This is a genomic window from Heliophilum fasciatum (assembly GCF_004341395.1).
In the GTDB taxonomy this organism is placed as follows: Bacteria; Bacillota; Desulfitobacteriia; order Heliobacteriales; family Heliobacteriaceae; genus Heliophilum; species Heliophilum fasciatum.
In genome coordinates this window covers 18,199-41,256 of the sequence record NZ_SLXT01000005.1, presented here as the reverse complement: position 1 = coordinate 41,256, position 23,058 = coordinate 18,199, and the positions used below count along the sequence as shown (strand labels likewise).

Here is a 23,058-nt window from a genome sequence, read left to right as displayed (position 1 = left end):
CTCTACCCCATTTCGCTCCTCATTCCACCTCCCCATTCTACTCCCCATTGTTGTTCCCATGCTCTCACCGTCCATTCGGCCAAAGCATACCCTTCTCATCCCCCCCGCCATCACTCCGCCATCGTCCCCATCAGTTCGAATATGGGCAGCAACACCGAGAACACCAAAAAAAGCACGACCATGCTGATCACCATCAATAACAGCGGTTCCGCCATCGCCCCGATGCGCTGTGCCGTCGCCCCCACCTCCTTGTCATAGTAATCACCGACACGCATCAACATCGTATCCAGTGCCCCCGATTCCTCGCCAATGCTGATCATCTCCACGACCATCGATGGAAAAAGCCCTGAATTGCGAAGCGGTGCCGCCATCCCCCAGCCGCGCTGCACATCTTGCCCCACTTCCACCAAGCCTGTTCGTATAACCTCATTGCTCACACCGCGCGTACTTAGTTCCAGCGATGGCAGAAGCGGTACCCCGCAGCGCAGCAAAAGCCCCATAGTCCGGCAAAACTGCGCCGCCGTCAGTTTACGCAGGATCACACCGGCCACCGGCAACTGCAGCAGCAATTGATCCCAAAATCGCCCGATTCTTGCCGGCCCTACATACCGGTAACCAACGCCGGCCAAAACAAGACCAAACAAAAGCACTGGTACACCGTAAGCTTCCACCCCTTCCGCCAGCGCCATGGCGCCGCGCGTCACTGCCGGCAATTCCACACCCAATCCCTTAAGAATTCCGGCAAAAGACGGCAAGACAACAACCAACGTAAAAACAAAAACAACCGCAGAAGCCGCCAACACAAGACCGGGATAGATCAGAGCAGTGGTAAACTTTTTGATGATTTCCTCTTCTTTTTGCAGATGTTCGGCCAGACGGGCCAGCACCTGATCCAAGACACCGCCCAATTCACCGGCTTCCACCATGTGAATCATCAACGCCGGGAAAATCCGCGGATATTCAGCCAACGCATCACGCAGGCTTACACCTCCTTCCAAGCGATGGGCTACCTGAGCCAGCACCTCACGTAAGACCGATCCGTTGACTTGCTCACTGATGATCCGCAAAGCCTGAAAAAGCGCTACGCCCGCTGCCAACAACGTTGCTAACTGCTCACAAAAATGCGCCAGTTCCACAGACGTAACCCTTTGCCTTCGCCGCAAGCGACGCAGCACCGTTCCCGGTGAAAGCTTCTTCCCTTCGTTGCGCCCTTTTTCACGCCCCTCTTCGCGGTCCCCTTCGTGCCCCTCTTCACAGCCCTCTTCACAGCCCTCTTCGCGCTCTTCTTCCAGCGCAATCACCCAGATCTGCTGTTCTGCTAGCGCTAGGACGGCCGCGCGCGTTGATTCTTCATCAATCGACCCCACTTGCAGTGCACCGGCCCGGTTACGACCGCGATAACGAAAACGCACCCACACTCCCTCCATCAATCATGCTGCTACCCTTAGCCCCCTAACTCCCCGCCGCAAACCGGTTTTGCCCGGCCACCTCACTGCCGACGAACCGGTTTTGCCCGGCCACCTCACCGCCGGCGAACTGGTTTTGTCCGGCCGCCTCACCACCGGCGAACCGCTCATGGCCCATCAGCTTTGTTTCCCCATCTTTGATCTGCCACTCCGTCTCCTCACAGAAAACGACCCGCATGATCTCCTGAAGCGTCGTCCAGCCTTCCCGCACTTTTCGCAGGCCGTCTTCATAAAGCGTCACCATACCATCCCTACGGGCTTGTTGAAAAAGCTGATACATATCGGCATGCTCGGCGATCATCCGCCGCATTTTGCCATTGATCGCCACGACCTCCGTCACCGCGACCCGTCCTAGATAGCCCCGTTCACGGCACAGCGCACAGCCCGCACCACGATAAAGGCGGATTTCTTCTTCCGGCGAGACACCCAATAGCAAGCGATCCACTTCCAAAGGCGCCGGACAATAAGCCATTTTGCAATGCGGACAAATCTGGCGCACCAAACGCTGACTCACCACACCAACCAGCGCCGAAGCCAGCAAGTACAGCGGAATGCCCATATCACCCAAGCGCCCAATCGCACCCAGCGCATCATTCGTATGCAACGTAGAAAAAACCAAATGCCCCGTCGTCGCTGCCCGCACGGCAATCTCAGCCGTCTCCGCATCACGGATCTCACCGACCATGATGATATCCGGATCTTGCCGCACCAGCGAGCGCAGCCCATTGGCAAAAGTCAGCCCCGCCTTAGGATTGATCTGCATTTGCGTGATGCCTTCCAACACATACTCAATGGGATCTTCAATCGTGACGACATTTTTCTCCGGTCCCTGCACTGCCTGCATCGTGGCATAGAGCGTTGTCGATTTGCCCGATCCCGTCGGCCCCGTAATCAACACCAAGCCATGAGGCTGCCGGATCATCGACGAATACACCTCGAGCGAACGCTCCGTAAAACCCAAGCCGTCCAGAGAAAAGCGGGCACAATCCTTATCCAAGATGCGGCAAACCGCTTTCTCTCCGAACAACGCCGGCATGGTGGCGACCCGCACATCCATCGTGCAATTCCCCCGTTTGAGAAAAAATCGCCCGTCCTGAGGTAACCGTTTTTCGGCAATGTCCATTTTCCCCAGCACTTTCAACCGTGACATCAAAGGACCATGGGATTCCAAAGGCAGCGTCGCCACTTCATGCATCAACCCGTCAATGCGCAAACGCACCCGCACACTTTTTTCCAGTGCTTCGATATGAACATCACTGGCCCGCTCCTGCAGCGCTTGCAGAAAAATCGCTACCATCATCCGCGATACCGGTGCATCCTGCGCTCCGCTCGGGCGATCCAGTTCCAGCACCGTCATCATCTGCCCCGCCTTGCTACGCTGAGGCGATCCGTACATCAACTGCGCTTCCCGCACATGAGCATCTTGGTCTTGCTGAGAAATGAACATCGCAACGCCGCCTTTCCCCTAAAAAATAACACAAAAAGCTTTCCCATCCATTTTGATGAGAAAGCTTTTCGACAAAGAAGAGGCTTTTCCTCTTTCGTTTAGTAAAAAATTTGAAAAAACCCTTTGATTAACCTTAAGAGGACTTTTCCTGCAACTCCATGATCACATCGATGGCATTTTCCAGCGGAATCTGACGGGAAAGCACACAATCACCGATGGCCCGCACCAAGACAAAAAGCACGTTACCGTGGGCCACTTTCTTATCGAGTTGCAGCGCCCCTGACCACGCTGACCGTGCAAAACATGGAAAACTAACAGGCAGGCCGGCCGCCGTCAATAACAAGGTCACCCGCTCCGTCACCGCCCGGTTTAGGCCCAGCACTGTCTCCGCCAAGCGACAGGCCGCCACCAACCCGATCGCCACCGCTTCACCGTGCTTGTACCGCCGGTACTCCGTTAAGGCCTCCACCGCATGGCCAAAGGTATGGCCCAAGTTCAGTAACGCCCGCAAACCTCGTTCCCGCTCATCAGCACCGACCACACGAGCCTTGACGGCGCAGCACCGTGCCACCACCGTAGCCACTACCGCCGGATCAAGGGCCAACAGCTTTTCCTGATCCCTCTCCAACAGCTGAAACAACTCCGCATCACCAAGCATCGCCGTTTTGACGACCTCGGCATACCCTGCCGCTACTTCACGCTTCGGCAACGTGGACAAGGTATCGGTATCAATAAACACAGCCTGCGGTTGATAAAAAGCACCGATCAAATTCTTGCCGGCCTGATGGTTAACGGCCGTCTTGCCGCCTACACTGGAATCGACTTGGGCCAGCAACGTGGTCGGCACTTGCACAAACCCCGTGCCGCGCATATAGGTAGCCGCAAAAAAACCGGCCACATCACCGACGATTCCACCGCCCAAAGCCAACACTGTTGCCGACCGCTCCAGGCGCATGGCGATGGCCCGGTCATAGAGCATCGACAACGTAGCTAAGTTTTTATGTTCTTCCCCATCGGCGATCGCTACCGTTTCCACAGCCAACCCAGCGGCCTTGATGGAGGAGCGCAGCGCCTCACCCCAGCGGCTGTTGACAGCTTCGTTCGTGACGATCAGGACCTGCGGCGCCCCTGGTTGCCGGGCTAACCAAGTCCCCACCTCGGCCAGCACACCGGAGCCGATACGAATCGGATAGGAGCGTTCGCCCAAGTCGACGATGACCTCATGAACAGACCCCAACTACTTCAGCCTCCCTTTTCTACCGCCAGTGTTTGGCAGATCAGCCATCGTTCGCCCCGTTCGGCTTCGCGCCGGCGCAGATAGTCGACTAATTGATCGACAATTTCCCGTACTGTCTTGTCCGATGTGTCGATGGTCACATCGGCCGACTGATAATAGGGCATCCGGCGTTCCATCATGGCCGCAATCTCCTCGACAGTGATTGACTGATTGATCAGCGGGCGATGGGTCCGGTGGGCGACACGCTGCCAGACCACGTCCGGACGAGCCGTCAACGCAATGATCAAACCCTGCTCACGAAGGACCGTCAAATTATCGGGATTGAGGACGATTCCGCCACCGGTGGCGACCACCTGACCGCGCAACGCACCAAGCGTCTTGGCCATTTCATGCTCTTCGGCTCGGAACCGCGCTTCACCATGATGCGTAAAAATCTCAACAATCGACATGCCCGTAACCCGTTCAATCTCCTGATCCGTATCAAGATAGCGAAAACCAAGACGTGCCGCCAAGCGTCGCCCTACGGAGGACTTGCCGGTTCCCATAAAGCCGATCAAAACCACATTGCCCGACGAACATTCCTGCTGTTTTTGAAGTTCCGGCTGCTCTTGCATATCCGGTCGCTCTTGTGTGTCCAGTTGCTCTTGTACGCCCGGTTGCTCTTGTATGTCCAGCCGCTCTTGTATATCCGGTCGCTCTTGTATGTTCAGCCGCTCTTGCATGGCGGAACCTTCTTTCCTAAAAATCCACCGAAGCTTGTCGCAGCGCGGCAACACGTGCTTGTACTTGCGCCATCTGGTCACCGCCGGTAGTTTCCAGCAATACCTGGGCCACCGTCCAGGCCAGCACCGCTTCCGCGACAACAGCCGCCGCCGGCACAGCACAAACATCGGACCGTTCCACCGAAGCCGACTGCACTTCCCGGGAGCCAATATGGACCGTCTTTAAAGGAGTATAAAGCGTCGGAATCGGCTTCATGGCAATCCGCACCACCAGCGTTTCGCCGTTGCTGATCCCGCCTTCCATGCCGCCCGCCCGATTCGTGCAGTGTCCGTAGCCATAAACCGGATCATAGATAATCTCATCATGAACCAGCGAACCGGGCCGCACCGCTGCTGAAAAGCCCAAGCCGACTTCCACACCCTTGATCGCTTGGATCGACATCATCGCGCCGGCGATTCGGCTGTCTAAGCGGCGATCGGCTTGCACATGACTGCCTAGACCCATCGGCACACCGGTAACGGCCAGTTCGATCACGCCGCCGAGACTGTCACCGGCAGCTTTGGCTTGATCAATACGGGCCACCATCGCTGCACCCAGCGCCGGATCAGCACAGCGTACCGGTGAATGTTCCGCCTGCGCCGCCAACGCTTGCCAGGCCGCCGGCGAACGCAGCGCTGCCGCCTGGTCACGATCAACATCGCCCACATCACCGATGGCCAGCACATGGGAAACTACATCTATACCCAAAGCCTGAAGCAGCGCCCGTCCCACCGTGCCGGCGGCCACACGCACTGCCGTTTCCCGGGCACTGGAACGCTCCAGAATGTTGCGCATGTCCCGGTGACCATATTTCACGGCTCCCGGCAAATCAGCATGACCGGGACGGGGCCGTTCCACGCGGCGCTCATCAAGGGCCGCTTCCGTACCGGCGGCCATCACGGTGGACCAGTTGGCCCAATCGCGATTATACACTTGCAGCGTAATCGGACTGCCCAGCGTCAAACCGCCGCGCACACCGGACTGGATCACCGCCTGGTCCTGCTCAATCGCCATGCGACCGCCCCGCCCATGACCCTTTTGTCGCCGCGCCAGTTGCGCATCAATTTGCTCCACTTCCAGCGGTACTCCCGCCGGCATCCCATCGACAATCGCTGTCAGGGCCGGTCCATGGGACTCTCCAGCTGTTAGCATTCGTAATCCTGCCATCCTGCTCGCCTCTCTCTTCTATACGCATCAACTTTCGACTGCCTACCGTCAAAACGGCAACGCCCGCTGCATCACATCGACCGGTGCCGGACAGCCGGTCCATCGCTCCCAAGCGGCTACCCCCTGATACAACAGCATAGCCAGTCCGTTTTGCCCCCGACAACCCATTGCTCGACCGGCTGCCAGCAACACCGTCTCCCGCGGTTGGTAAACCAGATCAGCCACAAACAAGCCCGGACAAAGCCATAACGCCGGATCGATCGGATAGGGTGTTTGGAGGCCCTGCGTACTCATCCCTAACGATGTAGCGTTGATCACGATGGCCGCTTCAGCCGCAGCCGCTCGCAAGGCTGCCGGGTCCCAATTGATCACTTGCATATCGAGCTTGTCTGTGCAAGCTGCCTGCAGTTCGGCCATCAACCCTTCAGCCGCTTCCCGGGAGCGATTGACGATCGTCAATTGCCGCACACCCTCGTCGATCAGGGCGAAGGCTACCGCCCGCGCCCCACCACCGGCACCAAGCAAAAGGATGGAACGGCCGGCCACATCAATCCCGTCCGCCTGCAATCCACGAATAAAACCATCACTGTCCGTGTTATAACCGGTTGCCCGTCCTGCCTCATCAAAGACGATCGTATTGACCGCCCCAATCCGGGCAGCCCGCTCATCAATTTGATCGAGAACATCCAGCACCGCCCGCTTGTGCGGCACCGTCACATTGGCTCCCCGGAATCCCAGCGCTGCCAATCCCCGTACCGCCTCACCAAGCCGATCCGCTTCCACCCGGTATGCACCGTAAGCCCAATTCAGCCCTGCCGCTTGAAAGGCCGCATTATGCATAGCCGGCGAAAAGGAATGGCCTACCGGGTTCCCGAGCAATGCTACCCACGCCGTATGGCCGTCAATGGCCGAACCTGATTTGATCATCCTTTGCGCTCCTACCTTTCTTCCATCCTACTTTACAGATCAAGAAAAGAGGATCAGCGCGATGCCGATCCTCCCTCTTGATTACGGCGAAACAACCGCTTACGCAAGCGTAGCGGACGGCGCTCACGAAGCACCCAACCTTCCAGCCGCCGGACCAGCCGCGTACCGAGAAACTCTTTGCGGCTGATCGGATTGACCAAAATCGTATGCATCCGCAGACGATTGCCACCAAGCACATCAGTAAAGACTTGATCGCCGATGACGGCCGTCGTCTCCGGCGTCGTCCCCATCAGATGCATAGCCCGCAAAAAACCTTTGCGCCGCGGTTTGCGCGCTCCGGAAATATAGGGCACTTGACAGCCTACGGCAAAAGGCTTGACCCGCTTTTCCTTATTGTTCGAGACAATACAGACCTTGATCCCCCGCGACTGCAAGACCGCCAGCCACGACGCAATCTTCGGACACAAGGCGTGCTGATTCCACTCGGTCAGCGTATTATCCAGATCCAGAATCACACCGTTGACACCGTGGGCCAACAAGGCCTCCACATCCACTTGCGGCACCGCATCAACGCGCTGCGCCGGTCTCAACATTCTCAGGGACAACTTCATGCACTCATCGCCACCTTACGTACGGCTGCCCGGCTTGATTGCCGGCGTTCCTTCCGCACAAAGCGGACAAACTTCCGGTTCCCACGAAACCACTTCCATCGTCATGGCCGCCCAAAAAGGCACTCCAAAATCCACCGTTCCATTCGAGCGGTCGACCAGAGATACAACCCCTTGCAGCACCCCGCCGGCTTGCTTGACCACTTCGATCACTTCCCGGACCGAACCGCCCGTGGTGACCACATCCTCGCAAACCAGCACCTTTTCACCGGGCTGAATCGCAAAACTGCGACGCAGCGTCATCGCACCGTTTTCCCGTTCCGCAAACAAAGAGCGCACCCCTAATGCGCGGCCCACTTCAAAAGCCACCAAGATCCCGCCCATGGCCGGACCGATGACCACATCAGGCACCCCAACAGCGCTACGCACTTTTTCCGCCAAGTGCGCAGCCAGCACTTCCGTATACTGCGGATACTGCAGCACTTGCGCACACTGCACATAGCGGTTGCTGTGCCGCCCGGAAGTCAAGCGAAAATGCCCCTCCAGCAAAGCATTGCTTTTGCGAAAAATCTCCAAGATTTGTGACTGTTCCATCGTGGCTCCCTCTTTCTACGATTCTTATCATGTTATTACTTTATTCGCGTTCCGCCAAGCCCGCTTCCATTTCTTCCACAATGCGCTGCGCCGCCTCCGCCCGGTTCGCCGCCGCCGTGATCGGCCGGCCGACGACCAGATAATCGGCGCCGATACGCATCGCTTCCCGCGGCGTCATGACCCGCGCCTGATCATCACCGGATGCCCAGGTCGGCCGCACCCCCGGCGTCACAATGGCCAAACCACGACCACAGGCCGAACGAATCGGTGCAATTTCCATCGGCGAAGCAACAACCCCCGTAACGCCGGCTTGCTTAGCCAACTTGGCCAAACGCACCACATTCTCCTGCACCGTGCCATCCATACCCACTTCATCTTGCAAGACCGCACCCGAGATCGAGGTGAGCACCGTCACCGCCAAGATCACCGGCATTTCGCGGTTCCCTCTTATCGGTTCCGCCCAAGGCCTCGCTTGCGGATCCGGCACACCCCATACCCCGTCGCGGGCACCGGACACAGCTTTACGCATCATGGCCTGTCCACCACTGGCATGAATCGTAAACATGGCCACACCCTTTTGCGCCACCACCGTCGCCGCTTTGCCCACCGTATTGGGGATATCATGAAATTTCAGATCTAAAAAAACCGGGTAGCCCAACGCCTGGATCTGTTCCGTAATCGCGAAACCTACGCGATTATGTAACTGCATCCCTACCTTGAACAAACCACACCAGTCACCGACCTCGCGTACGATCTGGAGCGCCTCTTCCGACGAATCCACATCGAGCGCCACAATTAACCGATCTTTCGCTTTCAACACAAACTGCCTCCCTTGCTTCACGACGCTCACCGCAACGGTCGTCACCAGCATATTCTTCCCCGTTTTCTTCGCCTTGGACCAGGAAATCTCCTTTTTTTCCCCCATACCTTCCCGTGAATTCCCGTTATCAAGCATCAAAAACCCAAAAAAAGACCGCCTCTGCCTTTTGAGCAGAGACAGTCTTCGTTACACCTTGCCTTTTCGTAACAGCGGTACCACCAGCAACGCCAAAAACATCGGCAAGGCCGACGCAAAAAACGTATCGGCTACGGCCCGTGATAGGGCTTCCTTGGCCATCATCATCGACAGAACATAGCCGGCTCCACCGGACGAGTTAAAACCGTCGCCGCCCAGCATCACCAAGCCACCCGATAACATATTCAGCGCTTGCTGCGCCACGTCGCTGCCTACGGTAAGACTTTCAGCAATCCGCACATTGTGAAACGCTTGCCGGTCCGTCAGCATCGTCGTAAACAAAGCAATGCCCATCGTTCCAAAGACGTTCCGCGTCACGTTCCCTAGGGCCGAAGCGCGCCCCGTCATCGCCGGCGCCACTGCATTCATCCCGGCCGTCGTCAGCGGCATCAAACAAAGTCCCAGTCCCAGGCCCCGGAGAATCAACACTTCATCGAGCCAAGAAAAAGGCGTATCCGTAGTCAACAGATGCAGTTCATAAGTCGTGATGCCGACCAAACCTAATCCCACCAACCCCAGTGGCACCACACCGATTTTGTCAAAAAGCTTCCCGCTGATCGGCATGGCCAGCGCCATGGCGATCGATTGCGGCATCAGCAAGTTTCCGGCAGCGAGCGGCGTCAAGCCCTGTACATTTTGTAAGTAAAGGGGCAATAAAAACATCCCGCCGTACAAACCGACCATAACAAAGCTTGACGACAGGGTGCTTAATAAAAACACCGGATTGGTAAACAGCGTAAGCTCTAACAAGGGCCGCTCCGTCCCCGTTTCCACCCAAATCAGTAACAGCAAACTGCAAAAGGCCACAAACAACAAAGATACGATGAAAAAAGACGTCCATCCCTCGGCCTGCCCTCGACTCAGTGCCCAAAGCAAACTGCCAAAGAAGGTGACTGAAAGCACCAATCCCCCCAGATCCCAGCGCAATTCCCGATTGGACGGTGTCTCCTGAATCAAGATCCAGGAAAAAAAGATAGCCCCCAAGCCGATCGGTACACCGATAAAAAACAGCAGCCGCCAATCGATTTCCACCAGGTATCCGCCCAACGTCGGGCCAATGGCCGGCGCCGCCATCGAAGCGACCCCCCAGAGCCCGACGGCCGTGCCCACCTCCGCACGGGGAATCACCCGATAGATGATCACCATCGATACGGGCATCACGATTCCGCCACCGATCCCTTGCAGCACGCGAAAGACAATCAAACTCGTATCGTTCCAAGCAACTCCGCAGAGGAAGGAACCGAGTGTAAACAACGTAAGCGCCCCGACAAAGACCTTTTTATAGCCGTAGCGATCGCCGAGAAACGCACTGGGCGGTACCACCAGCGCTGAAGCCAGCATGTATCCCGTTAAGACCCATTGGATTTTCTCCGTCGTTGACCCGAACACAGCAGTCAACTTCGGCAGGGCCACATTGATCAAGCTGTTGTTCAAGACCGTTACAAAGGTGCCCATCACGATGACGGCTAACACCAGCCACTTCGATGTTGCTTCCGTAGACCCGTCAGTCATCATTTCCCCCTATTCTGCCCGTACGAGCGCATTCTCCGTCAGCAACGGAGTGGGCTTCGCCACAATCACGTCACCAAAACGCAAACCTTCCGTGACGGTGACAAATTCTCCATCCCGCTCGGTCACTTGCACGGCTCGCTGATGCACTCGATCGCCGTCGACCATAAATACAGTCGCACCGCTTTCACCGGTCAGCACGGCCGCCTTGGGCACAACCGGTTTATCTCCGCTACCCGCAGCTACCTGCACCTTGGCTTGCATGCCGGCCCGCCAAGCGCCATCGCGATTGTCCACTTTGATCTTCACCGGGAATTCCATCGAGTTGGCCGATGCCATGGGGGAAACAAACTCGACCGTTCCTGTCCGTTGCCCATTGGCAACGTGCACAACTACCGGTGCACCGAGAATGATCTCGCCGATCCGTTCTTGCGGAACACTACACTCGATCTTGACATCTTGCATCGCCACGACGCTCAGCAAGGTGGCACCTGACGTGGCCATTTCACCGGGATGAATGGAGCGGGCCGCCACCATGCCATCGACCGGGGCAACGATGACACTGTTATCCAACTGCGCTTGGGCTTGCTCAATGGCTGCCTGCTGTTTGAGCACTTCCGCCTGCAACGCAGCCACCGTGTGCACCGTCGCTCCCGCCCGGGCCATATCCAGTTGGGCGACAGCTTGGTCAAGAGCAGCTTTGGCACTGTCCCGCTCCAACGCCGCATTGTCCAGATCGGCTTGGGGGAGAGCACCGCCATCAAAAAGCCCTTTTTTGCGATCATAATTGCGTGACGCCACATCCCAAGCCGCCCGCGACTTAGCTACGACACTTTCCAAGCGGCGAAGTTCCTCTTCACGCGTACCAGCTTGGGCATCCGCCAGTTTGGCCTGGGCCGCCTGCAACGATGCCTGCGCTTGATGCAACCCGGCCTGGGCTTCGGACGACTCCAAGCGCACCAGCGGATCGCCTCTATGTACCATCGCGCCTTCTTCCACCGTCACCTCGGCGACACGGCCGGTCGTCTTGGCAACAACCTTGATCTCTTGCCAGGGCATCACGCGCCCCGTCAGTTGCAGCCCATTGCCGGCACTGTCACCGACCCGCAACACTTTTACCGTTATGGGACTATTCGCCCCAAGATCACTGGGCCCGGTGCAGCCGGCTGTCAACAATAAAAGCATCGCCAGCGACGCTATGACCGAGCGACCGATGGGATGGGCAGGCTTTTTGTCGATTCCGGCGAGCACTGTCCGTCCAAGATGGTTACCGCGATGGTTACCAAGATGTCTACCGAGAAATTGATCATTCCCTGCCATCATTACCGACTACCTTTCACATGAATCTTCAATACCACGTTCATTCCCGGCGCCAACGGCAGCCCCTGATGATCATCGATAGATAACTTGATCGGGAGCCGCTGCGTCACCTTGGTAAAGTTACCGCTTGTATTCACCGGAGGCAACAACACAAAGGTGGAATTAGTCGCTTTGCCGATCTCCTTGATCCGGCCGGAAAAATGAACACCGGGAAAAGAATCGATCGTAAATTCCGCCCATTGTCCGATCTGCAGCCGGCTGATTTCCGTTTCTTCAATGTTCGCCGACACATACAGCTTTTGATCATCGACGATCATCGCTACCGGTTGGCCCGTAGATACAACTTCCCCTTCCCGTGCCAGCTTCTTGATGACCACACCTGCCACCGGCGCACGCAACAATGCGTGATCGAGCGTTCCCGTCGATAGATTGGTCGTATCCTGCTGACCCAGCACCTGATCGGCCACCACCCGTTCACCCTCATCTACAGGCAACGATAAAATCTTACCGGTCACTCGGGGCATGGCGCGATACACATCACCGGCCAGGCGCGCATCTTCGGTTTTCACATAATAAGCACCTTGATACCAAAACCAACTGCCCAGCGCAACTGCACCAAGCACCATCATCGTGATAATCCCGTACAGCGTCTGCTTCCGACTCAAGGGCGATTTGCTACCTGTTGTCGGTGTTTTTACCGTTGCCGGGTTCGATTCGCTTGCCGGCTTATGTTCCGCTGTTGGCTTTTGTCCCGCAATTGGGTTTTGTCCCGCTGCCGACTCCTGACCACTCATCGGTTTTTGTGTCATACCCCTTCTCCGTCCTTTTTCTCCAGCTTGTCAATTAACATGGTCATTGTTTTCGCTACTTGGGCTCTTTCATCAGCACTCAAATCAGCAAAAATCTGCACATAAAATTGGTCCTGCATCATCCGTACCTGCCGGATCAGTCCATCCAACTTTTCTTCGCGATGCAGCCAGACGACCCGTCGATCACTATCATCACGAATACGTTTGACATAGCCTTCACGCTCCAGCCGATCGACGATCCCCGTTGTCGTGGAACAGGACAAACCAATGGCTTGACTGATCTGGCTCATCGTCTTGGGCTCCTCATAGATCTCACGAATCACCATTCCCTGCGGCACCGTCAATCCTAACTTTGCCGCTTGTCGCGACGCCAAGTTATTCAAGATCTTGCTCAACTTGCGTATCTGGTTGCTAAGAGCGATCTCTGAAATCGCCATGGCCAACCTCCTTTTATTTAGGACACGAAATATTTCGACAGAAAATATCTCGTCAAAAAACAGACCATAACGAACCAGCGTCACGGTCACCAGTTCATTATAGTCAACGTGTGCTCGAAAAACAATCCTTTCAAAGGACCTGGCTCGCCGTATTCACCGTCTGGCAGCGTTAGAAAAAAATAACCCCGGCTCACCACTGGTAAGTCGAGGTTCTCATTCAGTTCTCTTTGCTCTCATTCACGCACATTTCCTTCATGAGCTTGCCGACTGCCCGCTTTTCGATCCGGCTGACATAGGACCGGGAGATCCCCAGATTGCGCGCGATTTCCCGCTGCGTTTGCCGGCAACCGCTCAATAACCCAAAGCGCAGTTCCACGACATAGCGCTCCCGTTTGCTCAACTTTTTTAACCGCTCCAATACCCGGGCCTGCTCCAAAGCATTTTCCACCACATCGGCCACGGAGTCTGGCTCCGTTCCCAAAATATCAATCAGCGTAATTTCATTGCCTTCCTTATCAACACCGATCGGATCATAAAGCGACACTTCACCACGACACTTCTTCATCGCCCGCAGGTGCATTAAGATCTCATTTTCAATACAGCGTGCTGCATAAGTGGCCAGTTTTGTTCCTTTGCCGGCATCAAAGGTATTGATCGCTTTGATCAGGCCGATGGTGCCGATGGATATGAGGTCATCATTGTTCTCGCCGGTGCCGTCAAACTTCTTGACCAAGTGAGCGACTAAGCGCAAGTTATGTTCGATTAACTTTTGTCGTGCTGCTTCATCACCCTCCCGTAGCCTACACAAGCAGTCAGCCTCGTCCTTCTCCGATAAGGGTTGAGGAAAGGCATTGTTCGAGATGAAACTCAAGAGCGCCGTGATCCCTTTGATAAAGGGGAAAATCAATGCCGCCACGATCGTTGGTATCATCCAGGGCACCTCCCGCTCACCATGCTGTCTTACAGTCTATGGCGCCCGTAGGGCCAGCGTGCTTGACTCATCGTTGAGCGGAACAATGCGAAATAATTCCATCAACATTTGATTCCCACTGCCCACCATGATAAGCTTAAACGTAATACCCGCAAGCATCGCCCCATTTCCGCACAGAAAGGATCTCAGGCACCATGACCATTACGCAACTCCTCAACCGGATCAAGCCCCTCGATCAAGAACAAATGGCTGAAACACAGGCCTATCTCGATACGTTGACCAAGCCAATCGGCAGCCTCGGTGTTCTCGAAGACATGGCCTGCCAACTTACGGCCATTTATCAGGATCCTCGCCCGCCGATCCCCGCCAAAGCTTTAATCATCATGATCGGCGATCATGGTGTCGCCGCCGAAGGAATCAGCGCCTTTCCACCGGAAGTTACCACCCAAATGACCATGAACTACAGCAGCGGAGGCGCCGGCGCCAACGTCATGGCCCGTCACGCCGGCGCTGAAGTTGTCTGTGTGGACATCGGTGTGGCCGTCGACTTGCCGGACATGCCCCGCTTGATCAAACGGAAAATTGCCTATGGCACCCAAAATATGACCCAAGGTCCGGCCATGACCCGTGAGCAAGCGGAAAAAGCTATTTTGACCGGCGCCGACATTGTCGCAGAGCTCGTTCGCTGCGGCGTCGGGATGGTGGCCACCGGTGAAATGGGCATCGCCAACACCACCGCCGCCGCCGCCATCATCGCCGCCATCAAAGGCGAATCGGCAGAACGCGTTGTCGGACGTGGCAGCGGCATTGACGACAGCCGCCTCCAGCGCAAGATCACCATCGTCAACCAAGCGCTTACCGTTAATAAACCCAACCCCCAAGACCCGATCGATATCTTGGCCAAAGTGGGCGGACTGGAGATCGCCGGTCTTGTCGGTGTCATTCTCGGCGCAGCCGCCGAAAGAGTCCCCGTTGTGGTGGACGGCTTTATCTCCACTGCGGCTGCCGTCATCGCTGCGTCCCTCAGCCCTGATTGTAAAGCCTATATGATCGGTTCTCATCTTTCAATAGAGCCAGGCCACCAACACATGCTCAGCTACCTCGGCCTGGAAGCCATGCTACACATGCGCTTTCGCCTCGGCGAAGGCACCGGTGCTTGCTTGGCCATGATCATGGCCGACGCTGCGCTGAAGATGCTTCATGAAATGGCTACCTTTGAAAGCGCCGGCGTGGCCATATCGATTTCTCGGCCCTCGGAGACGCAAAAGGCAAAAGACATTCCGTGGGGGCACCTTTAAGATTATACCTTTACTCCTATTCAGCGAAGTGAATAGTGTATCCGATTATTATACTGTTCATATAACAAACCCCGGACACCAAAAAAAGACGTCCCGGGGTTTGTTGCACTCCAAACACTTTCAAGCCCATATGCAAATCTTATTCACTATCCTTCTGAGCAACGAATAGTGCTGAAACACCAAATGGCAATGAATAACGTTGCATTAAATCCGCTTCCTTGGTCATCAATGAGGTTAACAAACGATTCCATATTGGCGCAGGGAGTTTTAAATCATTTTCCCTCATTCCCGTTATCTCATTCCAATACCGCAGTAACATAATTAAGGGAAATAGAAAAAAATTAAAGTAACTCCTATACCGAACACTGAAACCAGCGGCGTTAACCTTATGCATGAGATCAGGCAACCGATAACGCCGGTGATGATGATTATACTCATCATGGTAACTCCATAAAAAAGAAAAAGCAGGCACCGTTATAACAAGGTGTCCCCCGGGTCGCAACAATGAATATAAGACTTTTAAAGCGTCCTGATCATTCTCTACATGTTCCAGCACATCAAGAAGAAAAATTAAATCAAAAGACAATGGCGAAAAAGGCACCTCATGAGGCAAAGATCCCTTAGAAACAGCAATCCCACTTTTCTTCGTGGCCATTTCCGCTGCCCATGCTTCCTTTTCCATAGCATAGATATGAGCACCAAATTCTTTAATCATTTCTAAATTTCCGCCAGTTCCACATCCAGCATCCAACACATCAACAACCCTTGAAGCAGAAATATACCGAGACGTGATCTTTTCTACAATCAGTCGGCGAGCCACAAACCACCAGTGTTGTTCTTCTATATCATTAAATTGATTATACATTTTGACATCCATTATATTTCACCCCTTTTTGATCAGCGTTGAATCCATTGAACTCCACGGTCACTTGTGTCCTCTTATTATCTTGATATCATTGGTTCCATATTAAGCCCTCTTGTCAAACTCGATATTAAATATTTCGTACTACTATTGCTTGAAATGAATACTGATTCTATAGTATGTTCAAGAAAAAAATCCCTAGTCGACTCTTTTTCCATTAAAACCCACAGAGTTCCCTCTACGAATTCAATACCCTTCAATTCAACCAAACAGGAGTAGTATCCATGAAAAAAATTAGCATTATTGTACCTATGTACAATGAATCTCAAATGGTGAGTATTTTTTTTGAACAAATCAACCACATACTTAACCAATTGAAAAATTATGAAACAGAAATCATTGCTGTAAACGATGGTTCTCATGACACCACCTATGAATTATTGCTTTCCATGAAACTTAAGTACAGCAATATCGGTGTGGTTAATTTATCCAGAAACTTTGGCCACGAAGCGGCCGTGTCAGCTGGCCTTCATTACGCAACGGGCGATGCCATCATTGTCATGGATGCCGATTTACAAGACCCTCCGGAAATTATCCTTCAAATGGTCGAAAAATGGGAGCAAGGATATGATGTGGTTAATGCCAAACGTTCCTCCCGCGATGAGGATTCCTTGCTCAAACGTTGGACAGCCATGAAATTTTATCAACTAATCAATCACTTAAGCGGAAAAGTTTATATCCCCCAAAATGTTGGTAATTATCGACTGATTTCTCGGCGGATCTTGGATGAACTCAATGCGCTTCCTGAGAAAAACAGGGTTTTTCGCATTTTAGTTCCTTCGCTAGGCTATCGCACGACGGAGATTGAATTTGTTCGCCCCAAGCGCGCCGCCGGACAAACCCATTACAATTGGCCAAGTATGATCCGTTTGGCCATTGACGGTATTACCTCTGCTACAACCATCCCCTTAAAACTGGCGACCAACATCGGACTTATCGTTGCTTTTATCGGCCTTTCCAGCATCTTGTTGATCGTTTATGAAGCTTTGTTTACCAACAAAACCGTAACCGGCTGGGCCTCAACAGTATCCATCATTCTCTTCATGGGTGGTATCCAATTGATTTGTCTTGGTGTGATCGGCGAATATATTGCCCGAATCTTTATCGAAGTCAAAAACCGCCCTGTATATCATACCGAATCATTCAGTAAGCCCAGTGAATCGATACGTAAAGCCGTTTAATTTTTAAGCATTCCATTTTGCACCGCCAACCGTAACATACTGCGTACCCGGCGTCGTAACAGGTAAAAACCAGTTCTGGGGCAACACCTTGTCAAAGATTTCTTTTAATAACATGCCCGCCTCACAACAGAGCCGACCAGTTGCCTGATCAAAAGTGACAAAACGGTCCATTTTGCGAGTGTGTAACAACGCACCGCCTTCATTTAGGCAAACATCACCATAACTACGGATTGCTATAAGGCAGGCAAAACCCTACTGTTTTGGCAGATCACCAAACCGAACAGATAAGAAAAGACTTTTCAATGTTCCATACAAGGAAAGCTATTCCATGAGAGCACCCTGCCCATATCTACCTCCAAAAGGCCTCTTAAGAAACAACATCTTAACACCGGCCAAAAACAAAATTCTTATTTAACAAGTAGGCGATGGCTGCCATTGGCAAAGTCAGTAACGCCCCGGCCAGATACATATCTACTGACAAAGACACCAATGCGTTCAGACCCATCACGTTAAGTAAATACGTCACGCTGTAGACCAAAGCAAACTTCCAAGCTGCCGCTACATCGTGGTTACGAAAGACCAAGTTACCGGTAGAAAAAAAATTAAACACCACACCCAAAGCCTGCGCCAAGAAAGAAGCCAAGGCATAGTGCAACCCGATAAACAAAAAAAACGCAAAGAACGAATAGCCTACGAGCGTGTTCAAGGCCCCTACCAGCAAAAACCGTACCGCTTGGTAAGCGATCAGCTTCTGCCACCAGCCAATTATCCGTAGCTTATGCCGTTTCGCTAGGGCCCCTTGTTCGTGTCCCCTTTCCTGTCTAACTCCCCACTCTGTCAACACCCCACCGTCCTTCATCTGTGATAGAAGACCCATCGTACGGTTGTCGCCAACCAAGGCCTGCCTTCTGAGCGTTATAAAGAACCCTTCCCCTGCGGTTAACGCCTGTCGCTTAATTTTGCTTTAACTTCTTGTGAAAATCACCGATACATCGTCTTCGTATACTTTTTTCCAACCGGGACGACCATCAAAGTAAAAAGACACGGCATCACTGCGCAAGAGAAGTAGCGTCTTGACTCCATACTTATCCATGATACTCTCCGGCGAAGTCTGTAGGCGTACCGCCGCTATATAATCCTGAAAAACACCATGTTCCGCAAACACATCAGCTCGCGCATCAATAAACACTTTTTCCTTCATAAGCAAGAGATAGCCGCCAAAGGCATAATTATTAAAAATACGTTCGTTAATCTCCGGGTGCTCCTGCAGATACGCTACCGGCTCCTCTGGCACGATGACCGGATTGACGACAAAGGTGGGAATAAAGGGAAAACGAGCCGCCATCGCCAGCATAAAGACACCCAAAATCACCGTAATCACAGCCGACTTAAGACGGAATTGGCGCGCAACCCAAGTAGGCACAAAGGTCGCGAAGCAAATAATCCAAAAAATAATTGCATATTGAATCACACGAACCGTCATAAATGCGTAAATAAAGGATACCCAATACCAAAAAAACAACATCAGATAGTCATAGTGACGCTCTAACATACCCTGGCGATAGCGCTTGTATGCCTCCAGCGTTGCCATCGTGCCAGTAAATCCAATGATCAAATAAAGGGCATAAAAGAATTTATTCTTAAAATCAGGCGCTTGAAATTCATTGATATAATTGGCAAAATCGCTCGTCGTATGAGTAATGGCATATTCCCATACCCCTATGCCATAGGGATTCATCAGCGTGGCCACCAGACACAACAAAGCAACCTTCCACAGCGACCGATCCCGGAAAAGAATCGTCGCCACTAAGGTTTCCATACATAAGATTAAAAAACCATGAACCACCGTAGTATGCATATTTCCCCAGGCCACAAATACGAGGGGGATCAAATAAATCCACTTTGTGGAACGGTGGAAGCGAAGCAAGTACATCATCACGGCTATAAAGCTAAAAGTAAAAACAAAAGCACGCGGCATGGCTGTCATATACACCAGCAACCAAGTACCTATTGCATAAATCCAGTACACGATTCCCGATGAATTTTGTTTGATACATATGGCCAGCAACACATACGCTGTGATCAGATACGCACTGGCGATAAATAACGCCGTACCTATATAGCCGATCGATTCGACAAGATGATATAAAACCCAACAAAACAGCCACTCATGCGTAATCCAAGGCTTCCCTTCTACCGTCCATGAGAAGGGATCCACCGTCGGCCACGTCCCATTTTCCACAATCCAACGACCAATCGCATACGACCAGAACTGGTCGCTGTCTCCGTAGAAGTTGGTATACATCTTAACCAATATCGCACTGGCCACAACAAAAAAAGGCAGCAACCAAAAAAACATTCGTGATGATGGCCCATCCTCACTTACCATCGCTGCCACCGCTGATCCAAGTACAGATTCTTTCTCCGGAAGTGGTCGCTTGACTTCTGCATCTACCTCCGAAACTACCGAATTCGTTAATCCCTCTCCCTGCTGCGGAGTCATCTCCGTACCCTTCTCCGTCATCCTTGACTCACCCAACAAGTTCCCTTCGGTCATCTTTTCGACTCCTTAACTTCCTACTTCACAACAGACCCTTACGCGTGGCCAAGCCTACGGCCACCGCCATCTCCGGTCGCAGTTCACCATGGCATTTTGCCGTACTCCGCTCCCCTAGCAAACCGCCCAGATCAATCGGTGCAACGGCCACATCCAGATTCGCCGCCATCCACGGCGCCAGCTTGGGATGATTGGCCAGCTCTCCAGCCACGGTCAACTGTAAATCCAATTGCTCCCGCACTTGCAAACGAAAATAGTCAATTGAACGCTGGACCTCACTGACCAATTCCGTCAAAAAGGCACGCACCGCTTTAGCTTGCAGCGCCGCATCCAGTGAATCTTCCATTGCCACTTCATCAGCCAGCGACAAGTCCAGATGGGTAAACAAAGCGCCGCTACGAATTCGCTCTCGCACCTGTTCCCGCGCCATCCCCGAGATCTCCGCCAAGCTTTCTTCCAACTGCAAAGTACCTATGGGGATACTACGAATAAATTGCACCGCATGATCACGGACAACCGTCAGCATCGATCGCGACTCACCCAGTTCCAACAGCGTACCAGGTCGTGCTTTATCCCCCTTCGACAACACCAAACGTGCCAATGCATAGGACGCCGTTTCCACAGACACCGCCTGCAGTCCGGCTTTTTTTAATCCGGGAAGAAAGCCCTTGACCTCCTCCTGCGGCACCGCCACCAGCAGCAATCGAACCATCGGCCCTTCTTCCAGGTCTTCACGGCCATGCTGCGTAAAATCATACACATAATGCTCTACGGAATCCGGTATGTATTTTTCTAACTCCCAGCGCAGCGCGGCCCGCATCTCTTCCTTAGGCATTTCCGGAAGGCGCACTACCCGTGTGATCAGATTCTTCGGTGCAAAGGAAAAATTGACCTTGCCGCCTTTGATTCCTAATTGCTGCAAACAAGCATTGAGTGCTTTGTTAATTTCCTGTTTGCGCTCTTCATCCGGGGTATGTTCCACATCCCCCATGGGCAGCGGCGCCATCGCTACCCCGATCAATTGAAATTGATCTTTTTGCCACTCCGTGAGCACCATGCGCACTGCCGTCTCGCCATATTCAACCCCCAGCAGCAACCGCTGCTTACGAAACATATCGTCACCTCCGCCAGCCTAGTTCCCCGCCGGATTCTGCGCTGTGTTTGGTGTCAACGAAGGCCATCCCGGAAAGTTCCCCGTCACTGAATCCGACAATGGCCATCCCGGCCCACCCGGCTGCCCAGCTACTGATGGCTTGGCCCCATCCGCTACCGGTACCTTGTTCTCCTCCGGTAGCACAAAGCCTTCCGGTAGTAACCACGGATTGGCCTCATCCCAGGTTTGTGGTTCAAAAGGATCATTGCGCCCACGAGCATACTTGTCCAGGTCAACTTGGTCCGGCGCTTTGCCTCCGTCCACTTCCACAAAGGAAAGCTTATACACCACATTTAACGTCGGTGTTGGCCCTTTGACATTCGGCTGATAAGCCGCGCGAGGTATCCGCGTTGCTGTTCCGGACGTTGATTGCCCGCCTTGGGAAGCGGTACCGGTAGCACCGCCAGTTCCCTTCCCGCCCCCGATGCCCGAAGCACTGATCAAACGATCCAGTAACCCCAAGATGAATCCGCTACCATTGCTTTCCGTTTTGGCCGCTTGTTTCTCCGTTGCTTGCGCCGGTCGGTTGACGCGGTTGGTCTCCCAGGAAGCAGCAAAGCCACGGATGACCACATTGCCCTGCAAGTTTTCCAAGCGTACCCAAAAATCAGACAACTGCTCATAGGTCCCTTCCACCAGCAAGTCGACCGGTACTTCCGTAACGATTTTTTCCGCCCCCTTGCCTGGACGTTCCACCGTCGGCTGCGGGTAGAAATACTTAACTTGTACCTGTGCGGCCCGGGCGGCTTCCCCCACCATCAACGCGAGCGTACCGGAATGCAAATTCTTCGGGTAGAGCAGCATGGCATTGCTCATCCGCTCAGCCAGTGCGTTCTGCTTCACTTGCAATTCCGGTAATCGCTTGACCTTGGCCCGGGCATCTTCCAACTGCAAGCGTGTTGTTGGTAATTGCTCCCGAAGCAATTGATACTGGTCAAACTGATCCGATATCAACAAGGTATAAAGTCCCGTCAGCGAGACCACCATACCAAAGACCGTCATCAATACGCGTTCCCGCGGCGTTCGTTGCTGCCAAAACTGCCTAAGGGGCGAATCTTCCGGCAACGCAATGGGTAGTTTCATCTTTTGCCAACCGCTCATCATTGCGCTCCTTCCCCATTCGCACCGGACAATTTTTTCTCTTGGCCCTTGCTATCCATCAGTACTTCCGGATCGGGCTTCACGGAGCAACGAATCAAAAAGCGTGTGACCACTTGCCCATTCACGACCTGATCTTTCGCTTCCACAATTACAGTATCGGTAAAATAAGGTAGTTCCTTGAGCCGCAGCGCTAGTACACCGACCTGTTCAAAAATCGTCGTTTGTCCTTCGATTTCGACAACATTCTTGGTTGTTTCGGGATTGACGGCCACCGTCATCAGCCAGACGCCGTCGGGCGTACTATTCTTAATTTCACGAAAAACTTCGGCCCAGGATAAGCGCGTTTGATGCAATTGCTCTAACGTAGTTGTTTTGTTTTGATCAACCGCAATCTGCCGCTCCAGCAGTTCCACTTGTTCCACTTGCGGTCGAAGTGTATCCATCTCTGCTTCCATCTGCTGTACTTCCCACTGCCACCAGAAAAGCTGCACCACAAAAATCACATAGGCGATTCCCAACAACAGCAATATCCCGACAGAGGCCCAGCGCATCAGTAAGGTACGCCGATCGGCTTTTTGAGGCTGCAGTTCTACAGGCAGTAAATTGATCGACTCCAC

Annotated in this window: 23 protein-coding genes; 2 read left to right on the top strand and 21 right to left on the bottom strand. The window is 53.4% G+C overall.

Translation table 11 applies throughout. The features are described 5' to 3' along the window. Positions 1-110 precede the first annotated feature (110 nt). The 14 genes from EDD73_RS03590 to sigK all read right to left on the bottom strand — a co-directional run bounded on the left by EDD73_RS03590 (position 111) and on the right by sigK (position 14,229). Entirely contained in the window at positions 111-1,412 is a 1,302-nt protein-coding gene (locus EDD73_RS03590; RefSeq protein WP_131918397.1) for a type II secretion system F family protein, read from the bottom strand. Positions 1,413-1,452: 40 nt separating this feature from the next. Continuing rightward, a complete protein-coding gene (locus EDD73_RS03585; RefSeq protein ID WP_131918395.1) occupies positions 1,453-2,913 on the bottom strand; it encodes a GspE/PulE family protein in 1,461 nt (486 codons plus the stop codon). 133 nt (positions 2,914-3,046) lie between these two features. After that, entirely contained in the window at positions 3,047-4,150 is a 1,104-nt protein-coding gene (gene aroB / locus EDD73_RS03580; protein ID WP_131918394.1) for a 3-dehydroquinate synthase, read from the bottom strand. 5 nt (positions 4,151-4,155) lie between these two features. Then, on the bottom strand, positions 4,156-4,872 hold the full coding sequence (locus tag EDD73_RS03575) for a shikimate kinase (protein WP_131918391.1): 717 nt from the start codon (positions 4,870-4,872) through the stop codon (positions 4,156-4,158). Positions 4,873-4,888: 16 nt separating this feature from the next. Then, entirely contained in the window at positions 4,889-6,064 is a 1,176-nt protein-coding gene (gene aroC, locus EDD73_RS03570; protein WP_279222075.1) for a chorismate synthase, read from the bottom strand. Between the two features lie 63 nt (positions 6,065-6,127). Continuing rightward, positions 6,128-7,006: a shikimate dehydrogenase gene (aroE, locus tag EDD73_RS03565; protein ID WP_131918389.1), complete on the bottom strand. Its 879-nt coding sequence runs from the start codon at positions 7,004-7,006 to the stop codon at positions 6,128-6,130. A gap of 53 nt (positions 7,007-7,059) precedes the next feature. After that, positions 7,060-7,617, bottom strand: coding sequence for a YqeG family HAD IIIA-type phosphatase (locus EDD73_RS03560; RefSeq protein ID WP_243116776.1), 558 nt, complete (start codon positions 7,615-7,617; stop codon positions 7,060-7,062). A gap of 15 nt (positions 7,618-7,632) precedes the next feature. Then, positions 7,633-8,208: an orotate phosphoribosyltransferase gene (gene pyrE, locus EDD73_RS03555; RefSeq protein WP_131918387.1), complete on the bottom strand. Its 576-nt coding sequence runs from the start codon at positions 8,206-8,208 to the stop codon at positions 7,633-7,635. A gap of 40 nt (positions 8,209-8,248) precedes the next feature. Further along, on the bottom strand, positions 8,249-9,133 hold the full coding sequence (gene pyrF / locus EDD73_RS03550) for an orotidine-5'-phosphate decarboxylase (RefSeq protein WP_320055171.1): 885 nt from the start codon (positions 9,131-9,133) through the stop codon (positions 8,249-8,251). An 81-nt stretch (positions 9,134-9,214) separates the two neighbouring features. Further along, the gene (locus tag EDD73_RS03545) at positions 9,215-10,735 is read right to left on the bottom strand and encodes a DHA2 family efflux MFS transporter permease subunit (RefSeq protein WP_207668799.1); all 1,521 of its coding nucleotides are present in this window, start codon (positions 10,733-10,735) and stop codon (positions 9,215-9,217) included. 9 nt (positions 10,736-10,744) lie between these two features. Further along, positions 10,745-12,055, bottom strand: a complete 1,311-nt coding sequence (locus EDD73_RS03540) for an efflux RND transporter periplasmic adaptor subunit (protein ID WP_131918383.1) — start codon at positions 12,053-12,055, stop codon at positions 10,745-10,747. Next, on the bottom strand, positions 12,055-12,861 hold the full coding sequence (locus tag EDD73_RS03535) for an HlyD family secretion protein (protein ID WP_243116775.1): 807 nt from the start codon (positions 12,859-12,861) through the stop codon (positions 12,055-12,057). The genes EDD73_RS03540 and EDD73_RS03535 overlap by 1 nt, the downstream gene beginning before the upstream one ends. Further along, the gene (locus EDD73_RS03530; protein ID WP_131918382.1) at positions 12,858-13,298 is read right to left on the bottom strand and encodes a MarR family winged helix-turn-helix transcriptional regulator; all 441 of its coding nucleotides are present in this window, start codon (positions 13,296-13,298) and stop codon (positions 12,858-12,860) included. Before EDD73_RS03530 ends, EDD73_RS03535 begins: the two co-directional genes overlap by 4 nt. A gap of 217 nt (positions 13,299-13,515) precedes the next feature. After that, positions 13,516-14,229: an RNA polymerase sporulation sigma factor SigK gene (gene sigK / locus EDD73_RS03525; RefSeq protein ID WP_131918380.1), complete on the bottom strand. Its 714-nt coding sequence runs from the start codon at positions 14,227-14,229 to the stop codon at positions 13,516-13,518. 194 nt (positions 14,230-14,423) lie between these two features. On the opposite strand from sigK, the gene cobT reads away from it, so the two are divergent. Then, positions 14,424-15,527: a nicotinate-nucleotide--dimethylbenzimidazole phosphoribosyltransferase gene (gene cobT / locus EDD73_RS03520; protein WP_131918378.1), complete on the top strand. Its 1,104-nt coding sequence runs from the start codon at positions 14,424-14,426 to the stop codon at positions 15,525-15,527. Between the two features lie 139 nt (positions 15,528-15,666). Here the strand turns inward: cobT and EDD73_RS03515 are convergent, their stop codons facing one another. Next, positions 15,667-16,404 (bottom strand): class I SAM-dependent methyltransferase, encoded by a 738-nt coding sequence (locus tag EDD73_RS03515; RefSeq protein ID WP_131918376.1) that lies wholly within the window; start codon positions 16,402-16,404, stop codon positions 15,667-15,669. A 269-nt stretch (positions 16,405-16,673) separates the two neighbouring features. On the opposite strand from EDD73_RS03515, the gene EDD73_RS03510 reads away from it, so the two are divergent. Further along, the gene (locus EDD73_RS03510; RefSeq protein ID WP_131918375.1) at positions 16,674-17,630 is read left to right on the top strand and encodes a glycosyltransferase family 2 protein; all 957 of its coding nucleotides are present in this window, start codon (positions 16,674-16,676) and stop codon (positions 17,628-17,630) included. Between the two features lie 3 nt (positions 17,631-17,633). Here EDD73_RS03510 and EDD73_RS03505 read toward each other — a convergent pair whose 3' ends face one another. From EDD73_RS03505 to EDD73_RS03480, 6 genes are all read right to left on the bottom strand, one after another. Beyond that, positions 17,634-17,819: an FAD-binding protein gene (locus tag EDD73_RS03505; RefSeq protein ID WP_207668798.1), complete on the bottom strand. Its 186-nt coding sequence runs from the start codon at positions 17,817-17,819 to the stop codon at positions 17,634-17,636. 193 nt (positions 17,820-18,012) lie between these two features. Beyond that, complete coding sequence (locus EDD73_RS03500) at positions 18,013-18,528, bottom strand: GtrA family protein (RefSeq protein ID WP_207668797.1); 516 nt, start codon at positions 18,526-18,528, stop codon at positions 18,013-18,015. 66 nt (positions 18,529-18,594) lie between these two features. Next, positions 18,595-20,187, bottom strand: coding sequence for a hypothetical protein (locus EDD73_RS03495; RefSeq protein ID WP_131918372.1), 1,593 nt, complete (start codon positions 20,185-20,187; stop codon positions 18,595-18,597). 25 nt (positions 20,188-20,212) lie between these two features. Beyond that, positions 20,213-21,301, bottom strand: a complete 1,089-nt coding sequence (pilM, locus tag EDD73_RS03490) for a type IV pilus assembly protein PilM (protein ID WP_131918369.1) — start codon at positions 21,299-21,301, stop codon at positions 20,213-20,215. 18 nt (positions 21,302-21,319) lie between these two features. Next, positions 21,320-22,441 carry a type IV pilus inner membrane component PilO gene (locus EDD73_RS03485; protein ID WP_165876295.1) on the bottom strand — a complete coding sequence of 374 codons (1,122 nt, stop codon included), beginning with the start codon at positions 22,439-22,441 and terminating at the stop codon, positions 21,320-21,322. Next, complete coding sequence (locus EDD73_RS03480; RefSeq protein ID WP_131918366.1) at positions 22,441-23,058, bottom strand: PilN domain-containing protein; 618 nt, start codon at positions 23,056-23,058, stop codon at positions 22,441-22,443. Before EDD73_RS03480 ends, EDD73_RS03485 begins: the two co-directional genes overlap by 1 nt.

Coding starts and splice junctions, on each gene's coding strand:
- EDD73_RS03585 (WP_131918395.1), bottom strand. CDS start 2,913: ATGTTCATTTCTCAGCAAGACCAAGATGCTCATGTGCGGGAAGCGCAG.
- EDD73_RS03575 (WP_131918391.1), bottom strand. CDS start 4,872: ATGCAAGAGCGGCTGAACATACAAGAGCGACCGGATATACAAGAGCGG.
- aroC (WP_279222075.1), bottom strand. CDS start 6,064: ATGCTAACAGCTGGAGAGTCCCATGGACCGGCCCTGACAGCGATTGTC.
- aroE (WP_131918389.1), bottom strand. CDS start 7,006: ATGATCAAATCAGGTTCGGCCATTGACGGCCATACGGCGTGGGTAGCA.
- EDD73_RS03560 (WP_243116776.1), bottom strand. CDS start 7,617: ATGAAGTTGTCCCTGAGAATGTTGAGACCGGCGCAGCGCGTTGATGCG.
- pyrE (WP_131918387.1), bottom strand. CDS start 8,208: ATGGAACAGTCACAAATCTTGGAGATTTTTCGCAAAAGCAATGCTTTG.
- pyrF (WP_320055171.1), bottom strand. CDS start 9,133: ATGGGGGAAAAAAAGGAGATTTCCTGGTCCAAGGCGAAGAAAACGGGG.
- EDD73_RS03545 (WP_207668799.1), bottom strand. CDS start 10,735: ATGACTGACGGGTCTACGGAAGCAACATCGAAGTGGCTGGTGTTAGCC.
- EDD73_RS03540 (WP_131918383.1), bottom strand. CDS start 12,055: ATGATGGCAGGGAATGATCAATTTCTCGGTAGACATCTTGGTAACCAT.
- EDD73_RS03535 (WP_243116775.1), bottom strand. CDS start 12,861: ATGACACAAAAACCGATGAGTGGTCAGGAGTCGGCAGCGGGACAAAAC.
- EDD73_RS03530 (WP_131918382.1), bottom strand. CDS start 13,298: ATGGCGATTTCAGAGATCGCTCTTAGCAACCAGATACGCAAGTTGAGC.
- sigK (WP_131918380.1), bottom strand. CDS start 14,229: ATGATACCAACGATCGTGGCGGCATTGATTTTCCCCTTTATCAAAGGG.
- cobT (WP_131918378.1), top strand. CDS start 14,424: ATGACCATTACGCAACTCCTCAACCGGATCAAGCCCCTCGATCAAGAA.
- EDD73_RS03515 (WP_131918376.1), bottom strand. CDS start 16,404: ATGGATGTCAAAATGTATAATCAATTTAATGATATAGAAGAACAACAC.
- EDD73_RS03510 (WP_131918375.1), top strand. CDS start 16,674: ATGAAAAAAATTAGCATTATTGTACCTATGTACAATGAATCTCAAATG.
- EDD73_RS03495 (WP_131918372.1), bottom strand. CDS start 20,187: ATGACCGAAGGGAACTTGTTGGGTGAGTCAAGGATGACGGAGAAGGGT.
- pilM (WP_131918369.1), bottom strand. CDS start 21,301: ATGTTTCGTAAGCAGCGGTTGCTGCTGGGGGTTGAATATGGCGAGACG.
- EDD73_RS03485 (WP_165876295.1), bottom strand. CDS start 22,441: ATGAGCGGTTGGCAAAAGATGAAACTACCCATTGCGTTGCCGGAAGAT.